Origin of the sequence: Streptococcus sanguinis (genome assembly GCF_026781265.1) — a bacterium.
Classification (GTDB): Bacteria; Bacillota; Bacilli; order Lactobacillales; family Streptococcaceae; genus Streptococcus; species Streptococcus sanguinis_T.
In genome coordinates, this window is record NZ_JAKUVC010000002.1 from 468,946 (window position 1) to 490,243 (window position 21,298).

Consider the following 21,298-nt stretch of genomic DNA (forward strand, 5'->3'; position numbering starts at 1 on the left):
AAGTTGATAGATTATATCGCTATCATTTATTATTTCTAACTCTATTTTTCATCATTCTCCCAAATTCACTAATCTACTTCTCACAACTATCAACTATTATACCATTACTGCCAATAAATGAAAAACAGCAAGCCAAACGGCTTGCTCGATTTTCACGGAATTAAAATGCTATGTCCATGATCCTCTGGAAGGTAATAAGATATATCCCCTGCACTGCTTCCAAGTCTACTCTTACTAAAAATGGAATAGAGTTTTGAATCATATTCAGAATAAATGACAAAACGTCCATTGTCAAAACTTATAGATGCAGACGCTGAAGAATCTTGAAAGATAGATTGTTCACTCTGAGAACGAACCACTCCTTTTATGGTTGCAATTTCTTCAGGATATTTTTCAAAGGATATATCGAAACTAAGTTCTCTAGAAGAAGATGGAAAATAGGACTGATGTTCACTCAGACGAATACTTTGAATCTTTCCCAATGATTGTTCGAGTTCTGGAAGTTCCCTATACAGTTCTGATTGAATCGCTGATTTGAAATTTTCCTGATGTACTTGCAGCCATTCATTAAAGAAACGAGTCGCCCTTTCTTTTTGAACTCTATATACGATATTCTCTCCTGAATCAGCAAGAGCATTCAAAAAATTATACAAGGCTTCCTTTGCATCATCCTGCTCTCGCTTCCAGTCCCAAGAAGAATCTTCCGATATTTCAATCTCGCCCATATACCAGGTACTCATATCCTGACTTTTGTCTTTATAAGGGTTAGGATGGATAAAAGTAAAGGGTGCAATGCCAGCATCTGGAAAAGACAATTCAGTTCTTAACGATTGTTCTTTATTATCATTGACATAGGCTGAAAAATAGATATGATAATTCCCACTCACGTCACCGCCATTGTCATACTCTCCGCTAGCAGAACCTGGCAAAAGTGTCACCGATTTTATGTGTTTCTTTTCGAAATCCAAGTTTTCGATAATTTCTTTTTTGATAGAATCTTGATGTTCAAGAATAAACTTACCATCGTTACTATATTGAGGCTTAGTCAAAAATGGTAGATTTATAATAAGAATCGGAAGGGCAATAACAATGAAAAGAATAAAAATCCACTTTTTCGATTTAAACATGAGACTCCCTACTATTTTGATTAACAAAGATAGTTTTATTATACCATTCTTTTATCAGATGAAAAACAGCAAGCCGTTGGCCTGCTGTTTCAGTTTATCACTCCTCCATCTCAATCCGCCAGCTGGCGGCTATTTTTCTTTCTTGGATAAATTTGCTGTAGATACCTTGTTTAGCTAGTAAGTCTTGGTGTTTGCCTTGTTCGACAATGCGACCTTGATCCAGCACCAAAATCTGGTCTGCATGCTCAACTGTCTTGAGTCGGTGGGCAATCATGATGATAGTCTTATCGCAAGTCAAAGCCTGAATAGCCTGCATGAGGGCTTCTTCGTTTTCTGGATCAACATTGGCTGTTGCTTCATCCAGAATGATGATAGGCGCATCCTTGATAATTGCCCGAGCAATGGAAATGCGCTGGCGCTCACCTCCAGAAAGACTGGCACCTCCTTCACCTATCTTGGTATCATAGCCATCAGGCAGCGAGAGGATAAAGTCATGACAGGCCGCTTTCTTGGCAGCCTCTATCACTTCTTCCTGACTGGCCTCCGGCTTGCCAAAACGAATGTTATTGGCAATGGTATCCTCAAAGAGATAAACGTTTTGGAAGACAAAGCTGAAATTGCGAATCAGGCTGTCATAGCTGTAATCTCTAACATCATGCCCGTCTAGACTAATACTTCCCTGATCCACATCCCAGAAGCGGGCAATGAGGTTGCAGAGCGTTGTTTTGCCTGATCCAGAAGGTCCGACCAGAGCAGTTGTTGTTTTTTCTGGAATGGTGAGGGAAACCCGGTCAATAATTTTCTTATTTCCATAAGAGAAGCTAACATCTCTCAGCTCAATCCGGCTGCTCTTAGGCTCAATATCCTGACCACTGATGTCCATCGGCTGGATAGCCAAGACTTGATTGACCATATCAACCGACAAATCAACAATGCGTAGGAGAGAAGAGAAAGAGCCAACGCCGTCTAGATTTTCATAAATCATAAAACCACTGACAATCATCATAATGGTTACCAGCAGCTCCATACTGCCATTGAGATAAAAATAAATAGAGAAAAGCCCCATAAAGAGACCGGTCAGCTTGTTCACCATGCCCTGGAGGGCAATGTAAGGTGAGGTCACGAGTGTCATTTTGGTATCTAGCTGACTCTTTCCTTCAATAGCCTTGGACAGCTTCTTGGCAGAACGGTTGACCAGATTGTAGTTCTTAACTTCAGCAATACCTTGGCTGTACTCCAAAACAACGGCTACCAGGTCCATATCCGCCTGATACTTGTCAGCTGAAACCTTGCCAACTTGCCAACGCATGAGGGTATTGGGCAGGAGAAAGAGGACGAGACCCACCAAGAGAACCAGTCCAACCCGCCAGTCATAGAGAAAGACCAAAATAGTGATGAGGCCAGTCGTCAGAAAGCCCTGCACAGTCATCATAACCACTCGCGTAGCTACATCAGATAACCCTTCCAGCGTATTGGTCGTAACACTGGTAATCTTGCCCAAGCTATTTTGATTAAAGTAACCCATGGGCAGATAGCGCATGTGCTCAGCAATTTCAATCCGCTTCTGAGCACAGGTATGATAGCCCGCTTCCGTCTGCAGCATAGTAATTTTCAGGGTAATCCAGACGTTTAGGACAGTGGATACCAACATGATACCCAGAGCCAGCCAGAAGGTCTGCATAGAGAGATTCTTCTCAATCAGTCCCATAACGACTAGGCCGATTGCTGGAATACGCAGAGCGATGATAAAAGACTTGATGATGCCCAGATAAATGGATTGATAAAATTTCCTACGATCCTCTGCCGTACAGAAATCAAAGAATTTCTTCAGTATATTAAGCATACGTCAGCCCCCCTTCCATCTCATCACTATCCCTAGTAGCTATATGGGCTTGCCACATGGAAGCATAAAGCGGACTTGCTGCCAGTAATTCTTCATGTCGTCCTCTAGCTTCAATCCGACCATCATTGACCAAGACTATCTGGTCTGCACTCATAATCGTAGACAGCCTGTGGGCAATGACAATCAGGATCCGTCCCTCAATCAGACGAGCTAGACTGGACTGAATCCGTGCTTCATTTTCCGGATCTGTATAAGCAGACGCTTCATCCAAGATAAGAATCGGCGCATCCTTAAGCATGGCACGGGCGATGGCAATCCGCTGGCGCTCCCCACCAGATAGATGACCGCCGCCAGAGCCTACCTGAGTTTCAAAGCCGTCTTCCAAGTTCATGATAAAGTCATAACAGCCGCAGCGACGGGCAATTTCGATGACCTCTTCATCAGAAGCTGCTGGATTTCCCATCCGGATATTTTCCATAATAGTCTCATCAAAGAGATAGTTATCTTGGGTCACGTAAGCGATCTGCCGACTGTAATAGTCTAGCGGAAGCTGGCGAATATCCAAGCCACCATAGGTAATCTGACCAGAACTGACATCCCAGAAAGAAGCTAGAAGCTTGGCAATTGTAGACTTACCTGATCCTGATGGCCCAACTAAAGCATTGACGCTGCCAGCATTAATATCTAGCGAAATACCATGCAGTACTTCCTCTTCATCTGTATAGCCAAAGCTGACATTCGTCATAACCAGATCCCTTCCTTTTGGAAGTTCTCGCAACTCCTGAGGCCTTTTCAAATCAGGCTTTTCCAAAATATCAATGACTTGGCCAAAAATAGTGCTGATTTTCCGTAAATCGTCCATATAACTAGCAACTAAAATCAGAGGAGTCAGAAGACTGAGCGATAGAATAATCATCAGAATGAAATTGCCAGCAGTCAGGCTGCCTTGCAGATAGAAATAACAGCCAGCCGGCAGCAGAAAGAGCAAGCCTGATGGCAGAAATGCAGTCACAATGCCCATCTCCAGATTGAACTTGCGCATCCACTCTATAAAGCAGTCTGCTCCTTCCCTAGCAGCCGTCACAAACTTATCGTAAGAAAATTTTTCCTTGCCAAAAACCTTGATAACCTCAATCCCATTGATGTATTCCACCGCTGTATCATTGAGCTTTTTGGTCTTGATCAGAGTATTTTGATAGTCAGCTTCGCTATTAGCAACCATCCGCATATAGGCCAGCGCCACGATGGGAATAGTCAGGAGAGACAGCAAGGTCAGTCGCCAATCGATAACCAGCATGGCAATGAGGACAATAATCGGACCAAAAATCCCAGCAGTAAACTCTGGAATTAGGTGAGCCAAGGTCGTTTCGGTCGCATCCACCCGCTCAACGATAATGTTTTTATAGCTCCCTGATGACTGACTAAGCACTGTACCTAAAGTCAGCCTAGCCAGCTTATCTGTCAGGCGGTGCCGCATTTCTGCTAGAATCTTAAAAGTAGCCGTATGTGACAGCATGGTGGAAATACCATGGAATCCCCAGTAACCAATCCAGGCCAGACCTGCCCAAGCTGACTGCTGCAAGTAGAAATTCCAGTTTTTATTGCCATCCAAGAGCTGATTAATCATTCCGCCAATAAAGAAATAAGGCAGAAATCCTGAAATCACAGAGGCAAAGGCAAAGATCAGACTGAGCACAAAATATATCTTATGAAGGGAAACAAAGTCCCAGATCCAAGCAAGAACAGATTTTTTCTTCATAGAATTTCCTTCTTTCTATTAAAAACCTAGCAAACCTCCCCAGTCAAACAAGTCCATGATGGAATGGCAAAATTCCAGCGCCTGTTCTTGGGGCCAGTCTTGAGCCAAGGGCTCAAATACAGCTGTGTAATAAGCTGTCATGCACGATCGCAGAAACTCATGTTTGACCAAACGATTGATCTTACCCTCTTTGTAAGCCAGCTCCAAATAGCGATAAGTCTCGTCAGCAGCCAAATGAGGCAGACGCATCCTGAAGTCCGCTTGCGAAGAACCCTGAGATTTAAAGAGCAAGAGCTGCATGATATCCTTATGCTCATAGAGAATCTGCATCAGGGACTGGAGATCCTCTAAGCGATGAGTCCACATATCAGACAGGTGCCCCTCTTCTAGGAAATCATAGTCACGTCGCTTCTGCTCTTGTCCATACTGGTCTAAGGCTGTCAGAGTAGGCTCAAGCAGAGCAGTAAAGAGACTGTCCTTACTCTCATAGCGCTTATAAAAAGCCCCAGTCGTCAAACTAGCAGCTCGACAAATTCTCCGCAGTGAAGCATCTTGATAGCCATAAGCCAAGAACTCACTCCTCGCGCTTTCCAAGATTTTTTCATTTAACTCATCTGTTTCTTTTTTCATGATTTTAATTCGATAACACCGTTATCACCTTTCTTCTTTTATTATAAATTCTGACAATTTAACTGTCAAGGAAAAACAAAAAAAGGCCGAAAAATATTTTCATCAGTCTAGTTCTATTCCTTTTTCTCTTCTAAACATGACAAAAGGAGCTTATTGACAAGCTCCTCTAGAATTTTACTTTTTATCAGGTGCATAAATCATGCCAGTACAGTCGAAATCTTCCTGTCGGCGAAAGCCGAGCTCTTGATAAAAAGCTAGATTTTTATCTGACTGCTCCGTTGCCAGCTGGATTTGGTAAACTTCCTTAAATCTTTCTAGCGTCTGCTGAACAAGGCTTTGGCCAATCCCCTGACGCTGGTAGTGTGGATACACCAGCAAATCCTGAATGAAGACAATGGTAAGTCCATCCCCGACCACTCGGATCAAACCAACCAACTTATCTTCGTCATAGGCCGCCATCACAAACAAGGACTGATGAAAGGCCTGCTCTAACTGCTGAGGTCGATTAGTGTAATTGCTCCAACCAACCGAAGCATAGAGGTCTAGCACTGCCAAAAAATCTAGCTGAGGATTTATTTTATAATGTATCATAGTCCTCTCCTTGTTTTTTCTCTGTTTGTTTGAATAAAACTTCTAAAGCTTCATCGAACTTGAGTCAGCACTCCATCTTGCATCTCATAGACCTTATCAACCTCGTCCAGCAGGCGGGTATCATGGGTAATCATGACCACACTCTTATGAAATTTTTGGGTCACTTCTTTGAGCAAATGGACCACGCGCTTAGCCCGCTCTGTATCTAGACTAGCTGTCGGCTCATCAGCCAAGATAATATCAGGACTGTTGTAAAGTGCTCGGGCGATAGCAGCTCTCTGCCGTTCCCCGCCAGACAATTCTTTCGGATACTGCTTGAGAGTTCCTTTAAGATCTAGCAACTCAATCAGACTGTCTAGATCCGTCCTTTCCTTTTTAGATAAGCGGTCAATCAGCTGAAACTGGTCTTCGATTTTCAGAAAAGGTATGAGATTGGAGGCCTGCAAAATGAAGCCGAAATCATTGAAACGCAGAGCAGCCCGTTCCTTTTCCTTGAGCTGGGAAGTATCTTTCCCATGCAGGAGAATCCGCCCTTTTGAGGGTGTTTGTAAATGCCCCAGCAAGGTCAGAAGGGTTGTTTTACCCGATCCTGACGGCCCAATAATAGCTACAAACTGCCCCGCTTCCAGTTGGAAATCAGTTGGTTTCAGGGCTTGAACCAGCGTATGCCCCTGCCCATATTCTTTTGTAACCCCTTTTAGTTCTATGATTGACATTTACTCACCTCCGATCGCTGTGATAGGGTCAATTTTCAGAACCCGGTGAATGGACAAGAGTCCGCCAGCCAGTGACATGAAAACAATCAGGACAATCAATCCAGCATAAGCTCGCCAGTCACTGTAAAAAGGCATAGAAGCCGGCAAGACTAGCTGGGTCCCCAAGAGAGCCAAGACAGCTAAGCTGATTCCCAGAGTGGATAGGATGAAAATCTGCCAAAAAATAGAAGCAATAATCTTCCCACTGGCAATCCCTTGGGCGCGCATAATACCGTAAAGATGTGTCTTTTGGATGGTAATGATGTACATAAAAATTCCCAATACCAAAAATGTAATCAGAACCATGGCACCAATCATAAAGGAAAAAGTCAGTACCTGAGGCTGATAACCAGGGATATTTTCTATAAAATCACTCATAGAGAGCTGACTAAGTCCTGCTTCTTCAATCTTCTGACCATCCTTGACCACAAGTGCACTGATATTCTTAACCTGACTTGAGCCGTACTTTAATTCCCTGAAATCTTCCAGAGTCATAAAGAGAACTGGCTGAGTTAAGTAGCTGTTATCCTCTGTGAAACCAACAACCTGATAGAGGCGCTCACTGCCATTGAGCTGGAGTTGATCACCTAATTTTACACCTTTTTGCTGCAGGCGCTTATCCGCAATAACTTCATAAGCAGTTTCAGCAGGACGTCCCTCAATAATGTCAGGCGCTAGAAAACTATCCCAAGAGAGACCAAAAACCTGAGCATTGATTTTATCAGTGCCATCTTCATAATTGGCGACTGCTGACGTTTGTCCCAAAGCAGCGATTGAGTCCCCTTGAAGCAGGCGGCTGTACTCCTCTTCCTTGAGGGTCGAAGAAACCAGATTCTTATTGGCGTACTCCGACAAAACGATTGACTCAGCCTGCCATTGGTCCAAAGCCAAGCGATTGAGTCTAGCCAAACCAACGGAAAGACTGGATAAAAAGAAAACCATATAGGTAATGAGAAAGACCACAGCAACCACTAAACGATAACGCCCGCGACTGTAGACAATCTCTTTAAAAGCTAAAAACAAAGCTGTCCTCCTTTGAGATATTCTATCTATTATAACATAAAAACGAAAGGTATAAAAATTATTGAGACTAATATCAGTAAAAATAGAGAGGCTCAAAGCATCAACAAAATAAATTATATCTTCTAAAAAAATCCCTTCGAGTCATTTAAAAACAGCCTACTGCCATCTTAAAGAGACCGCAGCAAGGCTGTTTTTCTTCTACATTTAATCAAAGACAATCATAGACTTAATGGTCTTGCGTTCATCCATGTCTTTATAAGCTTGATCAATATCTTCTAGTTTGTAGCTCGAAGTAAAGACGCGACCTGGATTAATATCCCCATCAAGAACTGCCTTGAGCAAGATTTGCTTGTCGTAAGTCGTGACAGAGGCTGCTCCTCCTGCCACTGTAATATTTTGAGCAAAGGTAGAACCAAGAGCTCGGTTATTATAGTGAGGCACACCGACAAAGCCTAAACGACCACCATTGTGAAGGACTCCCAGAGCTTGATCAACAGCAGCTTCTGTTCCGACACATTCCAGAGCGGCATCTGCACCACCACCAAGGATTTCACGGACCTTGGCAATTCCTTCTTCGCCACGTTCTGCAACAACAGCTGTCGCACCTGACTCTAAGGCCATCTTTTGTCGATCTTCGTGACGGCTCATAAGAACGATTTGGGAAGCACCACGCATTTTAGCAGCGATAACAGCGCATTGTCCAACAGCTCCGTCACCAATCACGACAACCTTATCACCAGGCTTGACGTCTGCCACTCGTGCAGCATGGTAACCCGTCGGCATGACATCTGCCAGTGTCAAGAGTGATTTGAGCATGCCTTCTGTATAATCAGAAGGCTGACCAGGAATTTTGATAAGAGCCCAGTTAGCAAATTCGAAGCGCATATATTCAGCTTGCACCCCATTTGACCAGTTATTCCCAATATGAGAATCACAGGTACCGTCAAATCCTGCTCGACAGGCATCCCATTACCCGCATCCATGAGTAAATGGAGCAATAACAAAATCGCCAGGTTTAACAGTCGTTACTGCATCCCCGATTTCTTCGACAATTCCAATCGCTTCGTGCCCACTATTTTGATGGCCTGCTTCAATATCTGGACTGCGGTAGCGCCATAGGTCAGAGCCACAGACACAGGTCCGAACAATCTGAATAATGGCATCATCTGCCTCAATGATTTGCGGACGATCAATCTCAGTCAGTCCAACTTGACCTGCTTTTGTATAAACTGCCAATTTCATCGTTTCTTCTCCTTTGATATCTTTATAGTAACTATTATACAACTTAGAGCACCCTTTAAGTCAAATTTTTGACATCATTTAAGATAAAATTCTTATAAAAAAGGAAACTCCTTTCTCAGAGTTTCCTAGTTAGATTTCCTCACTGCTCATCCTGTTGTCCTGAGCAGAATAAGAAGCGCTTTACTGCTTGGTAAAGGTCAGAGTGTCTGGATCATCATCCAATTCGTCCACAATCAACTGATTGCCATTTTGGCGGTAACTTTTGACATCATCGCCAACAATCAGTCTTTGATTAGTAGCATCTACTTGTACCTGCTTGATTTCCTTACTGCCATCAACCTCGGTCTCAGTCCAGGTACCAGTCGTACCATTGATTTCTAGGACATGCTGGTCACCATCATGGTCGGTTGCTTGGTAGCGCCCGTCTAGATTAGTAGCCTGCCCTGCATTTGATGATGAAGAAGGCTGATTAGAGGAAGATGCAGCTGATGACTGCGAAGTCTGATTTTGCGCAGATTGTGATGTCTGGCCTTGTGTATTCTGTGATGAACTAGTATTCCCTCCTTGGTTAGTATTGCCTGAGCAGGCAGCTAATAGGACTGCTGCTGTCAGAGATAGAATTCCCATAAAGGCTTTTTTTGTAATCGTCATATCGCTTTCTCCTTTTTCTACATTTGTAGTTTATACTTATATTCTACACTTGTCTGTTTCATTTGTCAAGAAAAAGCAGTTTTTATTATAAGGAAAATACATCTAAAGGAAATGACTCACTCTGACTGAACTTTGCTATTCAGACGCCAATTGTTCTGATAGGTTTCCCGAGCTAACTTGACAAAATAGTTCCCTGTCGTATAATGATTCTATAAAAGATAAAAGGAGAAAATTATGCCAATCAGAAAAGCCCAAGTCAGCGATATTCCTGCATTACAAGGACTCCTTCAGCAAGTCCTGCTTGTCCACCATCAAGCTCGTCCGGACATTTTCAAGGCCAAAGGAAGCAAGTTTAGCAATGAAGAATTAGAGAATATTCTGGGACAAGAGTCCACCCCTATTTTCGTCTTTGAAAGTGAATCCGGAGAAATCCTCGGTCACCTCTTTTGCTCCATCAAGGAACCTGTCAGTCCTGTACTCAATCCCATCAAGACACTTTTTATCGAGGATTTATGTGTAGATGAGAAAGCCAGAGGGCAAAAGGTTGGCGAGCAGCTTTACCGCTTTGCGGAAGACTATGCTCGGAAAATCGGCTGCTATAATCTGACTCTCAATGTTTGGAACGATAATGTAGGAGCCCTGCGTTTCTATGAGCGATTAGGGCTTCAGGCTCAGGAAACTGTGATGGAGAAGTTACTTTGATCTTGAAAGACAAATTTTAGGAAGCGCTAGCAATAGTTTTAGGATATACCCTACCAGCAGAATTAACTATTTTATTTGCCGAGAAATTTTCGATACAATAGATAGTAATAGGTAATGAAAGTGAGAAATCTTATGACAAAATCAAAATTCCAACTGGTTGGATCACTTCTGCGCCCAGAAAATCTGCGCCAGTATAAAACCGAAATTGAGCACCGCGATGATATTCAATATCCCTTCTACGACAGCTTCCCAGGCTACCATGAGACGGAGACCGCTGACATCAAGGAGATTGTTGCTGAGCAAAAGGCAAAGGGAATTGACATCCTGACGGATGGAGAATACTCCAAGTCTATGTGGCATCTGGACTTTGTCTGGGGCCTTAAGGGAATTGAGCGCTACATTGCTGACCACGGCTATACCTTCAAGGACCACGACGGCGGGCAATACGAGACCCGTAAAGATATTGGTATCCGCATCACAGCACCACTCTCTGGAAAAAATCATCACTTTATCGAGATTTATAAGCTAGTCAAGGATGAGGCTGCTGGCCAAGATACCAAGCTGACTGTCTGGGGGCCTGCCCATGCTTATACTGAGTTAGCTGTCTTTGACCGCTTGGCGGGACCAGGACAAGTTTATGAGACCAATGAAGATTTGAAAAAAGGCTTGATTCAGGCCTACAAGGAATTTTTGGACGACTATAAGGCTGCTGGCGGACAGATTATCCAGTTTGACGACTGTCTCTGGGAGCTTTTTGACGAGTCCAATCCTGCCAGCTTCTTTGCGGAGGGCAATGCTAGTCTAGCTGACTTAGCAGACGAGTTTGTCGCCATCAACAATGAAGTCGTAGACTACGCTCATGAGCTAGGACTGACTGTCTGGACCCACAACTGCCGTGGTAACTACGAAAGCCGCTCTGCTGCCGAGGGTACCTACGAAGCTATCGCGGAAAAATTCCTGCGCGACCAACACTATGACCGCTACTTCCTAGAGTGGGACAGCGATGTAGCTGGTGATGTATCAGCCCTAGCAGCTTTGAAGGACAAGGATGCGGAAGTTGTTTTAGGACTGCTTTCCAGTAAGACGACAGGCTTGGATGACGAAAAACGCGTCCTAGACCTGCTTGAGAAAGCAGCAACCGTTCTACCAAAAGATCGTCTCCTGCTCTCCCACCAATGCGGCTTCGCCTCTTGTGACTCTGGAAACGAACTCACCATTGAGCAACAATGGGCCAAAATCAAACAAGGCCAAGAAATCGCCCAGAAATTCTGGGGATAATAAGCAAAAAAGCGGTATGACCGCTTTTTTCAATGCTTTTAAAATCAATTTGGGGCTGAATTAGATTTCTTTGATGAACTCCAGTTTCATCTGCATCTGTTCAACATATTAAATCTTGGAGTTTCAGGAAAGTTCAATTCGCTTGAGCCAATTTTCAACCAAGGCCGTAAAGAGAGCCTCTTGATCTATCTGTGCATTGTGGCCAGCAAGATCCATTACAGCATAGGTTGCCCTTGGAAAATAGTGAGACAGTTGGGCTAACTGCTGGAAGCCCACCACTTGGTCCTGCTTCCCTGCTATAAAAAGGCTGGGCTTATCGTAGCCCTTTTCCTGTATCTCTTGATCCACTTCAAACGAAAAAGCATAGTTTTCTTGCAGCTTTTGGACAAAGGGAGCATTCATCATCTGAAGCCCTGCTAGGATTTCTTTTTCAAACCGTTGATAAGTTTCTTTAGTCTGTAAAATCGCTAAATCAACGAAATCTTCGTTTCTGCCTGCTATATCAAACCCAACCTCTCTAATTACCAAAGTATCTTTAGGCAAAATTCTTTCTTGCGGATTGGGTACAACTACTGGACAAATAAGCAGCAAACCATCAATCTGCGAATTTTTCTTAGCCAAAATTCCTCGAGCGAGATAACCACCATAAGACTCTCCAGCTAAGAGAAAGCTGTGTCCGCCGATTACAGTTTCTATAAAGTTCAGGAGCATCTCTAAAATCGCATCCGCACTTGCAAAAGCAGGATTGGCATCAGACCTACCCATGCCAGGCAAATCTAAATAAATCCTTTTATAGTCAGCATGTTTCTCAAAAATAGGTTCCAAACATCCTTCCATCAATTCAGATGAACAGCCCAAACCATGAATTGCCAAGACTGGCTTTCCTTGACCAATCACTTTATAATATAATTTATTTCCCTGATAAGTAAAAAACATTTTTTCTCCAATCATACCTTAAAGACACGTTTTGCTCAAGGTGGATTCTTTATCGAAACTAGTCAAAATAATATTGTTTATGAGCCTAACAAATTATTCTTATCATCTACACCCCTCAAAGCTACTAGGCGAGCAAGCTTATTCTCTCACCTTGATTTCAGAGCTTCATGCCTCATTCCCAAATATCAAGTTCGACTGCTGCAGATAAGGATTGGGATACTTGACTAGCAGATCCCTTACAGCTCTTACCAAGTCTTTCTGCTCAGCCTGACCAGATTGGTAACGAAGCAAAAGATGCATAAAATCTTCTTTTTCAGCTGAGCTAGCTTTCTTCTTAAAATAGCCCCAAACATGCTGAAAGGCATTGCTGACCTGACCGCGGTTTTCAGGCAAGGCTACCGCCTGGTCAATCAAGCCTTGAACATGTGCTGCTTCCACCGAGTCGCTTTTTAGATACTGACGGATTTCCAGATAGATCTTACTAGAATGACTGAGAACCAGATATTTATTTCTAGCCCAAAGAGTCTGACATTGGGAGATTTGGTTTGAATTTTCCATGATTACTTTTCCTACTGATTTTTAATTTCGAATACTTCTCGTTTCGTCTACATCTTTGCTCGCATCCTAGCAATAAGCTTGCCATAATAGGAAGCAAAGCGAAACTGCAAATCAACTATGATTTGAATAGGACTTCGAAGAGTATGAATCAAAATCCCCAATCACATGACTGGGGAATCGTTCATTAACGTACCTCTGCGCCGAGTTTTTCGGTCAGGGATTTTTCGATTTTTTCCATGTATTTAGCCACTTCCTCGTCAGTCAGGCTAGCTTCTGGATTTTGGAAAGTCAGGCTGTAGGCCATGGATTTGAGGCCGACACCCAGCTTGTCACCAGAGAAGATATCAAAGAGCTTAATATCGGTCAAGCGCTTGATACCAGCTGCTTGGATTGCATCAAGAACCTCTTGGTGAGTGATTTCAGCCTTGAGCAAGAGTGCCACATCCCGTCTGACAGCTGGGAATTTAGTGATTTCTGTAAAAGGCTGTGTTGGCTGGAGCTGCTCTTCGATAGCCGACAGATTGAGCTCAGACACATAAGTTTCAGGAATATCGTAAGCCTTGGCTGTCGCAGGATGGACTTGGCCGACAAAGCCGACAGGCTGGCCATTGATAGAGATTAAAGCAGTCCGACCAGGATGCAAACTCTTAATCTGGTTGCTAGCCGCGTATTCAGCTGTCAAGCCCAACTTAGCAAAGAGTGCTTCAACTACACCCTTAGCGTAGAAGAAATCAACTACCACTGGCTTGGTCTGGAAGTCTTTTTCATTAACCAGACCTGTCAAAGCAAAAGCAAAGCTATTGATTTCATTTGGCAGTTCTTCCTTAGGATTGCCAGTCTGCTCAAAGACTTTTCCAATCTCATAGAGAGCTAGATTCTTATTTTTACGAGCTACATTGTAGGCTAGGGAGTCCAAAATGCCAGAAACCATGTTCTGACGAAGAACAGAGCGCTCCACTGTCATCGGCCACATGAGCTCAGTCAAGTTGCTAGGATTGAGAGTGAACTCAATCGCCTTTTCTGGCGTCGTCAAAGCATAGGTGATGATTTCTGTCAGCCCTGCTACTTCTGCCAAGGTCCGTACTTGACGGCGCAGTTGCTGCGTTGCAGTCAATTCACCAGCAGTCCCGTCATCTTTTGGCAGGCTGGCTGGCAATTTGTCATAGCCGTAAATACGGGCAATTTCTTCATAGAGATCCGCTTCGATTGAAATATCCCAGCGACGGCGAGGTACACTGACAGTGAACTGTTCAGCATTTCCTGACAAGCCAAAGCCAAGTCTGCGGAAGACATCCACAATATCTGTATAAAGCAAGTCTGTTCCCAAAACTCGGTTGACATCTGCAAGACTAGACACTACTTCTACATCGCTAGTGTCTAAACTACCAGCGGATAAGATACCAGCCTGAACGGTTGCACCTGCCAAGTCCGCAATCATACTTGCTGCCGCGTCCAAAGCTTCATTGACAGTTGCTACATTGATGCCTTTTTCAAAGCGGGAAGATGATTCCGAGCGCAAGTTAAGTCTCCCGCTGATCTTGCGGATTGATTTCCCATCAAAGACAGCTGCTTCCAAAACAACACGAGTGGACTTACCGGAAATTTCAGTCGCTGCTCCGCCCATAACACCAGCCAGAGCAACTGGCTTATCCGCCACAGTAATGACTAGGTCGCTGACTTCCAGCTCCCGCTCTTCGCCGTCAAGCGTCACCAGTTTTTCACCAGCACGCGCTTCCCGCACAACGATCTGGTCCCCCTCAAACGTATCCAGATCAAAGGCATGCATAGGCTGACCAAAGTAGAGCAGGATGTAGTTGGTCACGTCCACTACATTGTTAATCGGACGGATTCCTTCGTTCATGAGGAGATTTTGCAGCCACTGAGGACTTGGGGCGATGGTAACATTTTCCAGAATACGAGCCGCATAGTAAGGAGACTTCTCCGTCTCAAGGGCAACTGAAAGACTGTCAATTGCCTGCTTTTCATTTTCCACCAGCGGAAAATCTTTGAAATGCACTGACTTGTCATAGATGGCAGCCACTTCATGAGCCACCCCACGCATAGATAGAGCATCTGCCCGGTTTGGCGTGATAGAAAGCTCGATAATCTCATCGTCCAAGTCCAGATAAGAGAAGACTTCCTCACCCGGCACTGCTTCTTCAGGCAGGATTTGAATGCCATCCGCAAATTCCTTTGGTACCACAGAATCAGAAATGCCCAGCTCACCAAGAGAGCAAATCATGCCCAGTGACTCCAACCCACGGATTTTCCCTTTTTTAATCTTATAATTGTCCGCAATGCGAGCACCTGGCAGAGCCACCATGACCTTGATGCCTGCACGAACATTTGGAGCACCGCAGACAATCTGACGGTTCTCCTCTTCTCCGACATTGACTTGACAAACATGCAGGTGGGTATCAGGAACATCCTCACACAATACCACGTCACCAACGACAATTTTGGACAGACCAGCAGCTGGTGATGTCACACCTTCCACTTCAATTCCTGTCGTTGACATTTTCTCAGCCAGCTCAGCGCTTGCCACATCAATGTCTACTAACTCTTTTAACCACTTATAACTTACTAGCATATTTAAGATACCAAGGGCGTCAAAAACAACTGAAAAATAGGAGATTACCCAAGCATTTGATGAATGCTCGCAAATCTATCTTTTTTCCGAGTTTTTAGCCCAAGTTCAATTCCTTTCTCTATTCTATCGCTGAGGAATCTGAATGACCAAATCATCTAAATTTAAACTTTTAGGTCGTATCATTTCCTCTCTTTAAATTTTCTTGTTTATTTCAATTTCTTGCGCAGCAGCCAGTCTGTGTCTACTGTCTCGCCAGTGATATAGTCGTGCTGGCTGAATTTTTCAAAGCCGTATTTAAAGTAAAAATCTTGAGCTCTAAAATTCTTTTCCCAAACGCCCAGCCAGACCCAGTCAAAGCCTCGTTTCTCAGCTTCTTCTAAGGCAAATTCAAACATTTCCTTGCCCAAACCTTGACCATGATAGGCTTTCAAGACATAGATTCGCTGAACCTCAAAGGCCTGTGGCAGTTCTTGCTCCGTTTGAGCCTGTCCCCAGTTAAACTTGAGAAAACCAGCAATTTCACCGTCTTTGACAACAAAATAGGTCTCTGACTCAGGGTCTGCCAGTTCCTTTTCGATAGTTGCAAGCGACAGCTCATTGTCAAAATAATGAGCCATATCAGCTTCCTTGATAAATGGACCAAAGGTTTCTTGATAGGTCGCGACCTCCAACTCCCGCAGGAGGCTCGCTTCTTCTTTTTTGACTCTGACTAGCATACTGCACTCCTTTCTCAGAAAAGCTGCATCTGTGAATACAGGTTTCTACTTAAACTGCTGAGAAAATCGAATATCTCCTTGGTAGAATCCACGAATGTCGTTGATACCGTAGCGAAGCATAGCTACACGTTCTTGACCAAGACCAAAGGCAAATCCAGAATATTTCTCCGCATCAATGCCGCTCATTTCCAGCACGCGCGGATGCACCATACCCGCTCCCATAATCTCAATCCAGCCGGTCTTCTTGCAGACATTGCAGCCTGCACCGCCACACTTAAAGCAGGAAACATCCACTTCAACAGACGGCTCTGTGAATGGGAAGTAAGATGGACGCAGACGGATACTGCGATCTTCGCCAAACATCTTCTGGACAATCAGCTGCAGCGTTCCTTGCAAGTTTGCCATGGAAATATTTTCTCCAACCACCAAGCCTTCAATCTGATGGAACTGGTGGGAGTGAGTCGCATCATCGGTATCCCGACGGAAAACGCGCCCTGGTGAGATCATCTTGAGTGGCCCTTTAGAAAAGTCATGAGCGTCCATAGCTCGCGCTTGTACTGGACTAGTGTGGGTTCTGAGCAGGATCTCCTCTGTAATGTAGAAAGTGTCTTGCATATCCCGTGCTGGGTGGTCCTTAGGCAGATTCATCCGCTCAAAGTTGTAATAGTCCTTTTCCACTTCAAAGCCGTCCACGACCTGATAGCCCATCCCGATGAAAATATCTTCGATTTCCTCACTAGTCTGACTAAGAATATGACGGTTCCCTACCGGAATTTGACGACCTGGCAGGGTCACATCCAAGGATTCCTCAGCCAGTTTCAGAGCGACTAATTGCTCTTCCATCTCTTGAGCAGTCTTTTCAAAGGCTTCTGTCAGAATATCACGCGCTTCATTGACATGTTTCCCGATAATCGGCCGCATTTCAGCTGAGATATCTTTCATCCCTTTCAGGACTTCAGTCAGTGAACCTTTTTTTCCCAAGACAGCTACACGCAAGTCCTGCAGTTCCTTTTGATTCTCAGTCTTGAGCTGCTTGAGAGAAGCTAGAGTCTCTTCGCGCAGGCTTTTTAGTTGTTCTTCAATCGTTTTCGTCATTTTCCCTCCAAAATAAAAAGCGCGCCAATCTCCATAAGCGGAGCGTTGACACGCGGTACCATCCGTTTTTTATCTGGCAAGCCAGACCTTACTTATCAATCCTAGAGCAAGTGAATTCGCCTAGCTTTCATCTAGAGAGCTTTCAGTCGCTGGCTCTCCTCCCTGTTAAACTTCCCCTAGGTTACTGGTCTTGCGGATTGCTATTCAATTATACTTCATTCTAACAGATTTCTAAACATTTCGCAAGCTCAGTTAAAGAATTTACAAGAAGAGACTATCGAGAAAAAGAAGCCTGTCAAGCAACAGACTTCCTTCTTTTTATTTGATAACCTGACCAGCTTCTTTGAGGACATCTTCTGGTACAGTAATGCCCAGTTCTTTGGCATTTTTGGTATTGATAACAGATTTACCTGTATCGAAAATATCTACTGCAGTGTCAGCAGATTTGGCACCTTTAAGGACTTTAGCTGCCATTTTACCAGTCGCAACACCTAGGTCATACTGGTCTACAACGACAGAGGCAAGGCCTCCTTCTTCTACCATGGCTGTCGCACTTGGATAAATTGGTTTCTTGGCTTCTTTATTGCTGGACACAACTGTCGCAAAAGCTGACGCAATGGTATTGTCAATTGGAATCCATATAGCATCAACCTTGCCAGTCATAACATTCATGGTTGAAGCAATTTCATTAGTTGAAGGAACAGAGTATTCCTCTACCTTGTAGCCTGCCTCTTCAGCCAATTTTTTGAACTCTTCCACTTGAGTTTTAGAGTTGTCTTCGCTGCTAGAGTAGAGCACACCAATAGTCTTGACATCTGGGGTCAATTTTTTAATCAGCTCTAGCTGTTGCTTAGCTGGATTGTGGTCAGAGACACCCGTGATATTGCCGCCTGGTTTGTCCAGATTTTTCACCAAATTTGCTCCGACAGGATCCGTTACAGCTCCCATAACGATAGGCTTGTCCTTAGTAGCTGCAGCCAGTCCTTGTGCAGACGGAGTTGCAATCCCAATCAGCACATCATTGTCATTGGAGACTAGCTGCTTGCTCATGGTAGAGACCTTGCTCTGATCGCCCTCAGCATTCATAAAATCAATCTTAATCTTGTCTCCCTTATAGCCTTCCTCAGCCAAACCATCCTGAATCCCCTTGTAAATCAAATCCAGCGAAGGATGGCTGACATACTGCAGCACGCCAACCTTGACCGTCTGACTGTCGCTGCTGGTCTTTGTGTTGTTGCCTTTGCTGTTCAAGCTGGAATAGACAATCCCACCGATTGCCAAAACGGCCAGAAGGCCTAAGATAGTCATTAAACGTTTATTTTTCATGTTCTTTCTCCATTTCTATGTTTTATAATTTTCTATTTAATCCCTAGGGGCGCCATCGTTTAAACATAGGCAGTTCTCCTTGTTTTTTTATAATTAGCAACAAAAAACCTCACACAGGTATTCTGTGTGAGGGCGAAATTCGCGGTGCCACCTCAATTATGGAAAATAGCTAGTATTCTCCATATCTCTGTCTTGTCATCAAACAAGCTGCACTGTAAGGTGTGCCAACCGAATTCTTATTGTTTCAAATTCATTTTATCCATTAGCCCAATTTCGTAAAGATTTGCTGCTCATTTCCACCAACCACAAGCTCGCTAAAAACAAATGCATCTACTACTTTTCTAATTTCCTATATTTTAAGTTTTTCCTAATAATATGTCAAGACCTTTTTGAAAATTTTTATAAAATGTTCGGATTTGATTTATCGAGGCAGTTATAGGTAAAAATTAAATTGCTTTTTGGCGAGACTTTAGAAGCTTTTAGCTTGTTTTTTTGTTATAATTTTCTATAGTAAGTTTCAAGGAGAAAAGCATGTCTTTCGACGGATTTTTTTTACACCACATGACAGAGGAGCTCCGCCGCGAATTGCTGGGCGGCCGTATTCAAAAGATTAATCAGCCCTTTGAACAGGAGCTGGTTTTACAGATTCGCAGCAACCGCCAAAGCCACAAGCTGCTCCTATCAGCTCACTCGGTCTTTGGGCGCGTCCAGCTGACAGATACCACGTTTGAAAATCCAGCTGTTCCCAATACCTTTATCATGGTTATGCGCAAATACCTGCAGGGCGCTGTTATTGAAGCAATCCAGCAAGTGGAGAATGACCGGATTTTGGAAATCAGCGTCTCCAATAAGAACGAAATCGGCGACAGCGTGGCTGTGACTCTGGTCGTCGAAATCATGGGCAAGCACAGCAATATCATTCTCTTGGATAAGGCTAGCGGGAAAATTATTGAAGCCATTAAACATGTCGGATTTTCACAAAATAGCTATCGAACCATCCTGCCGGGCTCAACTTATGTCGCACCGCCTCAGACTGGCAGTCTCAATCCTTTAACTGTAGGCGATGAAAAGCTCTTTGAAATCCTGCATACTGAAGACTTAGAGCCCAAACACCTGCAGCAAATTTTTCAGGGATTGGGTCGGGATACGGCTACTGAACTCAGTGGCCGTCTGACAGCTGACAAGCTCAAAACTTTCCGAGCCTTCTTTGCCAGTCCGACTCAGCCAAGTCTGACCGAAAAATCTTTCTCTGCCCTGCTATTTTCCGACAGCAAGACCCAAATGTCCAACTTATCCGAGCTTTTAGACACTTTCTATAAGGACAAAGCTGAGCGAGACCGGGTCAACCAGCAAGCCAGCGAGCTGATCCGCCGAGTAGAAAATGAGTTGGAAAAGAACCGAAAAAAACTAGGTAAGCAAGAGGAAGAGCTCCTAGCAACGGAGAATGCAGAAGAATTCCGCCAAAAAGGGGAACTCTTGACCACCTTTCTCCATCAAGTGCCCAACGACCAAGAACAGGTGGAATTGGACAATTACTACACAGGTGAGAAGATTATCATCTCGCTTGACAAGGCCCTAACCCCCAACCAAAATGCCCAGCGCTATTTCAAACGTTACCAGAAGCTCAAGGAAGCTGTCAAACACCTGACCAGCTTGATTGAGGAGACTCGGGCTACGATTCTCTACCTAGAGAGTGTGGAAACAGCCCTTACTCAGGCCAGCCTGACTGAAATTGCGGAAATTCGGGAGGAACTAATCCAGACTGGATTTATCCGACGACGCCAGAGAGAGAAAATCCAGAAAAGACAGAAACCGGAGAAATATTTAGCAACAGATGGCCAAACCATTATCCTAGTTGGCCGCAACAATCTACAAAATGATGAGCTGACGTTTAAAATTGCAAAGAAGGACGAGCTTTGGTTTCACGCCAAGGATATTCCAGGCAGTCATGTGGTCATCACAGGCAATCTTCAGCCCAGCGATGAAGTCAAGACTGACGCTGCCGAGCTAGCGGCCTACTTCTCCAAAGCCAGACTCTCTAATCTGGTCCAAGTAGATATGATTGAGACTAGAAAGCTCAACAAACCAACCGGTGGAAAGCCAGGATTTGTCACCTATACGGGCCATAAAACCCTGCGCGTCACACCAGATGAAGAAAAGATTAAGAGTATGAAAATGTAAAAAATCCCCTTTAACTATGAAGCTGACTTAAGAGCATGATAGTCATTAGATAGCTGAAGCTGACTTAAGAGCATGATAGTCATTAGATAGCTGAAGCTGACTTAAGAGCATGATAGTCACTAGATAGCTGAAGCTGACTTAAGAGCATGATAGTCATTAGATAGCTGAAGCTGTCTATTATCTCCATCAACTCCAATAATTTTTTGATAAAAAAACAGGTGGAACATAAGTTCCACCTGTTTTTGCGCTCTTCCGAAATTCTTCTAGTTCATTAATAGAATTTCTTCAAGCCTAT

17 protein-coding genes, 1 pseudogene and 1 other annotated feature are annotated in these 21,298 nt (G+C 44.0%); of the genes and pseudogenes, 3 read left to right on the plus strand and 15 right to left on the minus strand.

Going from position 1 to position 21,298, the window contains the following annotated elements:
• Window positions 1–152: 152 nt before the first annotated feature.
• The 9 genes and pseudogenes from MK370_RS03070 to MK370_RS03110 form a co-directional block, all read right to left on the minus strand.
• Window positions 153–1,127, minus strand: a complete 975-nt coding sequence (locus tag MK370_RS03070) for a hypothetical protein (RefSeq protein WP_268684103.1) — start codon at window positions 1,125–1,127, stop codon at window positions 153–155.
• A 97-nt stretch (window positions 1,128–1,224) separates the two neighbouring features.
• A complete protein-coding gene (locus MK370_RS03075; RefSeq protein WP_223336730.1) occupies window positions 1,225–2,970 on the minus strand; it encodes an ABC transporter ATP-binding protein in 1,746 nt (581 codons plus the stop codon).
• Window positions 2,963–4,729, minus strand: a complete 1,767-nt coding sequence (locus tag MK370_RS03080; RefSeq protein ID WP_268684104.1) for an ABC transporter ATP-binding protein — start codon at window positions 4,727–4,729, stop codon at window positions 2,963–2,965. The genes MK370_RS03075 and MK370_RS03080 overlap by 8 nt, the downstream gene beginning before the upstream one ends.
• An 18-nt stretch (window positions 4,730–4,747) precedes the next feature.
• A complete protein-coding gene (locus MK370_RS03085; protein WP_268684105.1) occupies window positions 4,748–5,359 on the minus strand; it encodes a TetR/AcrR family transcriptional regulator in 612 nt (203 codons plus the stop codon).
• 174 nt (window positions 5,360–5,533) lie between these two features.
• On the minus strand, window positions 5,534–5,950 hold the full coding sequence (locus MK370_RS03090) for a GNAT family N-acetyltransferase (protein ID WP_268684106.1): 417 nt from the start codon (window positions 5,948–5,950) through the stop codon (window positions 5,534–5,536).
• A 50-nt stretch (window positions 5,951–6,000) separates the two neighbouring features.
• Window positions 6,001–6,666, minus strand: coding sequence for an ABC transporter ATP-binding protein (locus MK370_RS03095; RefSeq protein WP_268684107.1), 666 nt, complete (start codon window positions 6,664–6,666; stop codon window positions 6,001–6,003).
• The gene (locus MK370_RS03100; RefSeq protein ID WP_268684108.1) at window positions 6,667–7,728 is read right to left on the minus strand and encodes an ABC transporter permease; all 1,062 of its coding nucleotides are present in this window, start codon (window positions 7,726–7,728) and stop codon (window positions 6,667–6,669) included.
• 204 nt (window positions 7,729–7,932) lie between these two features.
• Window positions 7,933–8,970, minus strand: a pseudogene (locus MK370_RS03105) (zinc-binding dehydrogenase).
• A 180-nt stretch (window positions 8,971–9,150) separates the two neighbouring features.
• On the minus strand, window positions 9,151–9,621 hold the full coding sequence (locus MK370_RS03110) for an SP_0198 family lipoprotein (RefSeq protein WP_268684109.1): 471 nt from the start codon (window positions 9,619–9,621) through the stop codon (window positions 9,151–9,153).
• A gap of 234 nt (window positions 9,622–9,855) precedes the next feature.
• On the opposite strand from MK370_RS03110, the gene MK370_RS03115 reads away from it, so the two are divergent.
• Window positions 9,856–10,323: a GNAT family N-acetyltransferase gene (locus MK370_RS03115; RefSeq protein WP_268684110.1), complete on the plus strand. Its 468-nt coding sequence runs from the start codon at window positions 9,856–9,858 to the stop codon at window positions 10,321–10,323.
• A gap of 132 nt (window positions 10,324–10,455) precedes the next feature.
• Window positions 10,456–11,601, plus strand: a complete 1,146-nt coding sequence (locus tag MK370_RS03120) for a cobalamin-independent methionine synthase II family protein (RefSeq protein ID WP_268684111.1) — start codon at window positions 10,456–10,458, stop codon at window positions 11,599–11,601.
• Window positions 11,602–11,724: 123 nt separating this feature from the next.
• On the opposite strand, the gene MK370_RS03125 is transcribed toward MK370_RS03120, so the two are convergent.
• The 6 genes from MK370_RS03125 to trpX form a co-directional block, all read right to left on the minus strand.
• The gene (locus tag MK370_RS03125; RefSeq protein WP_268684112.1) at window positions 11,725–12,552 is read right to left on the minus strand and encodes an alpha/beta fold hydrolase; all 828 of its coding nucleotides are present in this window, start codon (window positions 12,550–12,552) and stop codon (window positions 11,725–11,727) included.
• Between the two features lie 150 nt (window positions 12,553–12,702).
• Window positions 12,703–13,095 carry a YbgA family protein gene (locus MK370_RS03130; protein ID WP_268684113.1) on the minus strand — a complete coding sequence of 131 codons (393 nt, stop codon included), beginning with the start codon at window positions 13,093–13,095 and terminating at the stop codon, window positions 12,703–12,705.
• A 184-nt stretch (window positions 13,096–13,279) separates the two neighbouring features.
• The gene (pheT, locus tag MK370_RS03135; RefSeq protein WP_268684114.1) at window positions 13,280–15,685 is read right to left on the minus strand and encodes a phenylalanine--tRNA ligase subunit beta; all 2,406 of its coding nucleotides are present in this window, start codon (window positions 15,683–15,685) and stop codon (window positions 13,280–13,282) included.
• Window positions 15,686–15,891: 206 nt separating this feature from the next.
• Complete coding sequence (locus tag MK370_RS03140; RefSeq protein WP_009660486.1) at window positions 15,892–16,401, minus strand: GNAT family N-acetyltransferase; 510 nt, start codon at window positions 16,399–16,401, stop codon at window positions 15,892–15,894.
• Between the two features lie 45 nt (window positions 16,402–16,446).
• Complete coding sequence (gene pheS / locus MK370_RS03145; RefSeq protein ID WP_268684115.1) at window positions 16,447–17,496, minus strand: phenylalanine--tRNA ligase subunit alpha; 1,050 nt, start codon at window positions 17,494–17,496, stop codon at window positions 16,447–16,449.
• Window positions 17,497–17,814: 318 nt separating this feature from the next.
• Complete coding sequence (gene trpX, locus MK370_RS03150) at window positions 17,815–18,822, minus strand: tryptophan ABC transporter substrate-binding protein (RefSeq protein WP_268684116.1); 1,008 nt, start codon at window positions 18,820–18,822, stop codon at window positions 17,815–17,817.
• 125 nt (window positions 18,823–18,947) lie between these two features.
• Window positions 18,948–19,181 (minus strand) — a binding site (T-box leader).
• Window positions 19,182–19,353: 172 nt separating this feature from the next.
• Between trpX and fbpA the strand changes: the two genes are divergently transcribed.
• Complete coding sequence (gene fbpA, locus MK370_RS03155) at window positions 19,354–21,003, plus strand: Rqc2 family fibronectin-binding protein FbpA (RefSeq protein WP_268684117.1); 1,650 nt, start codon at window positions 19,354–19,356, stop codon at window positions 21,001–21,003.
• The last annotated feature ends 295 nt before the right edge of the window (window positions 21,004–21,298 follow it).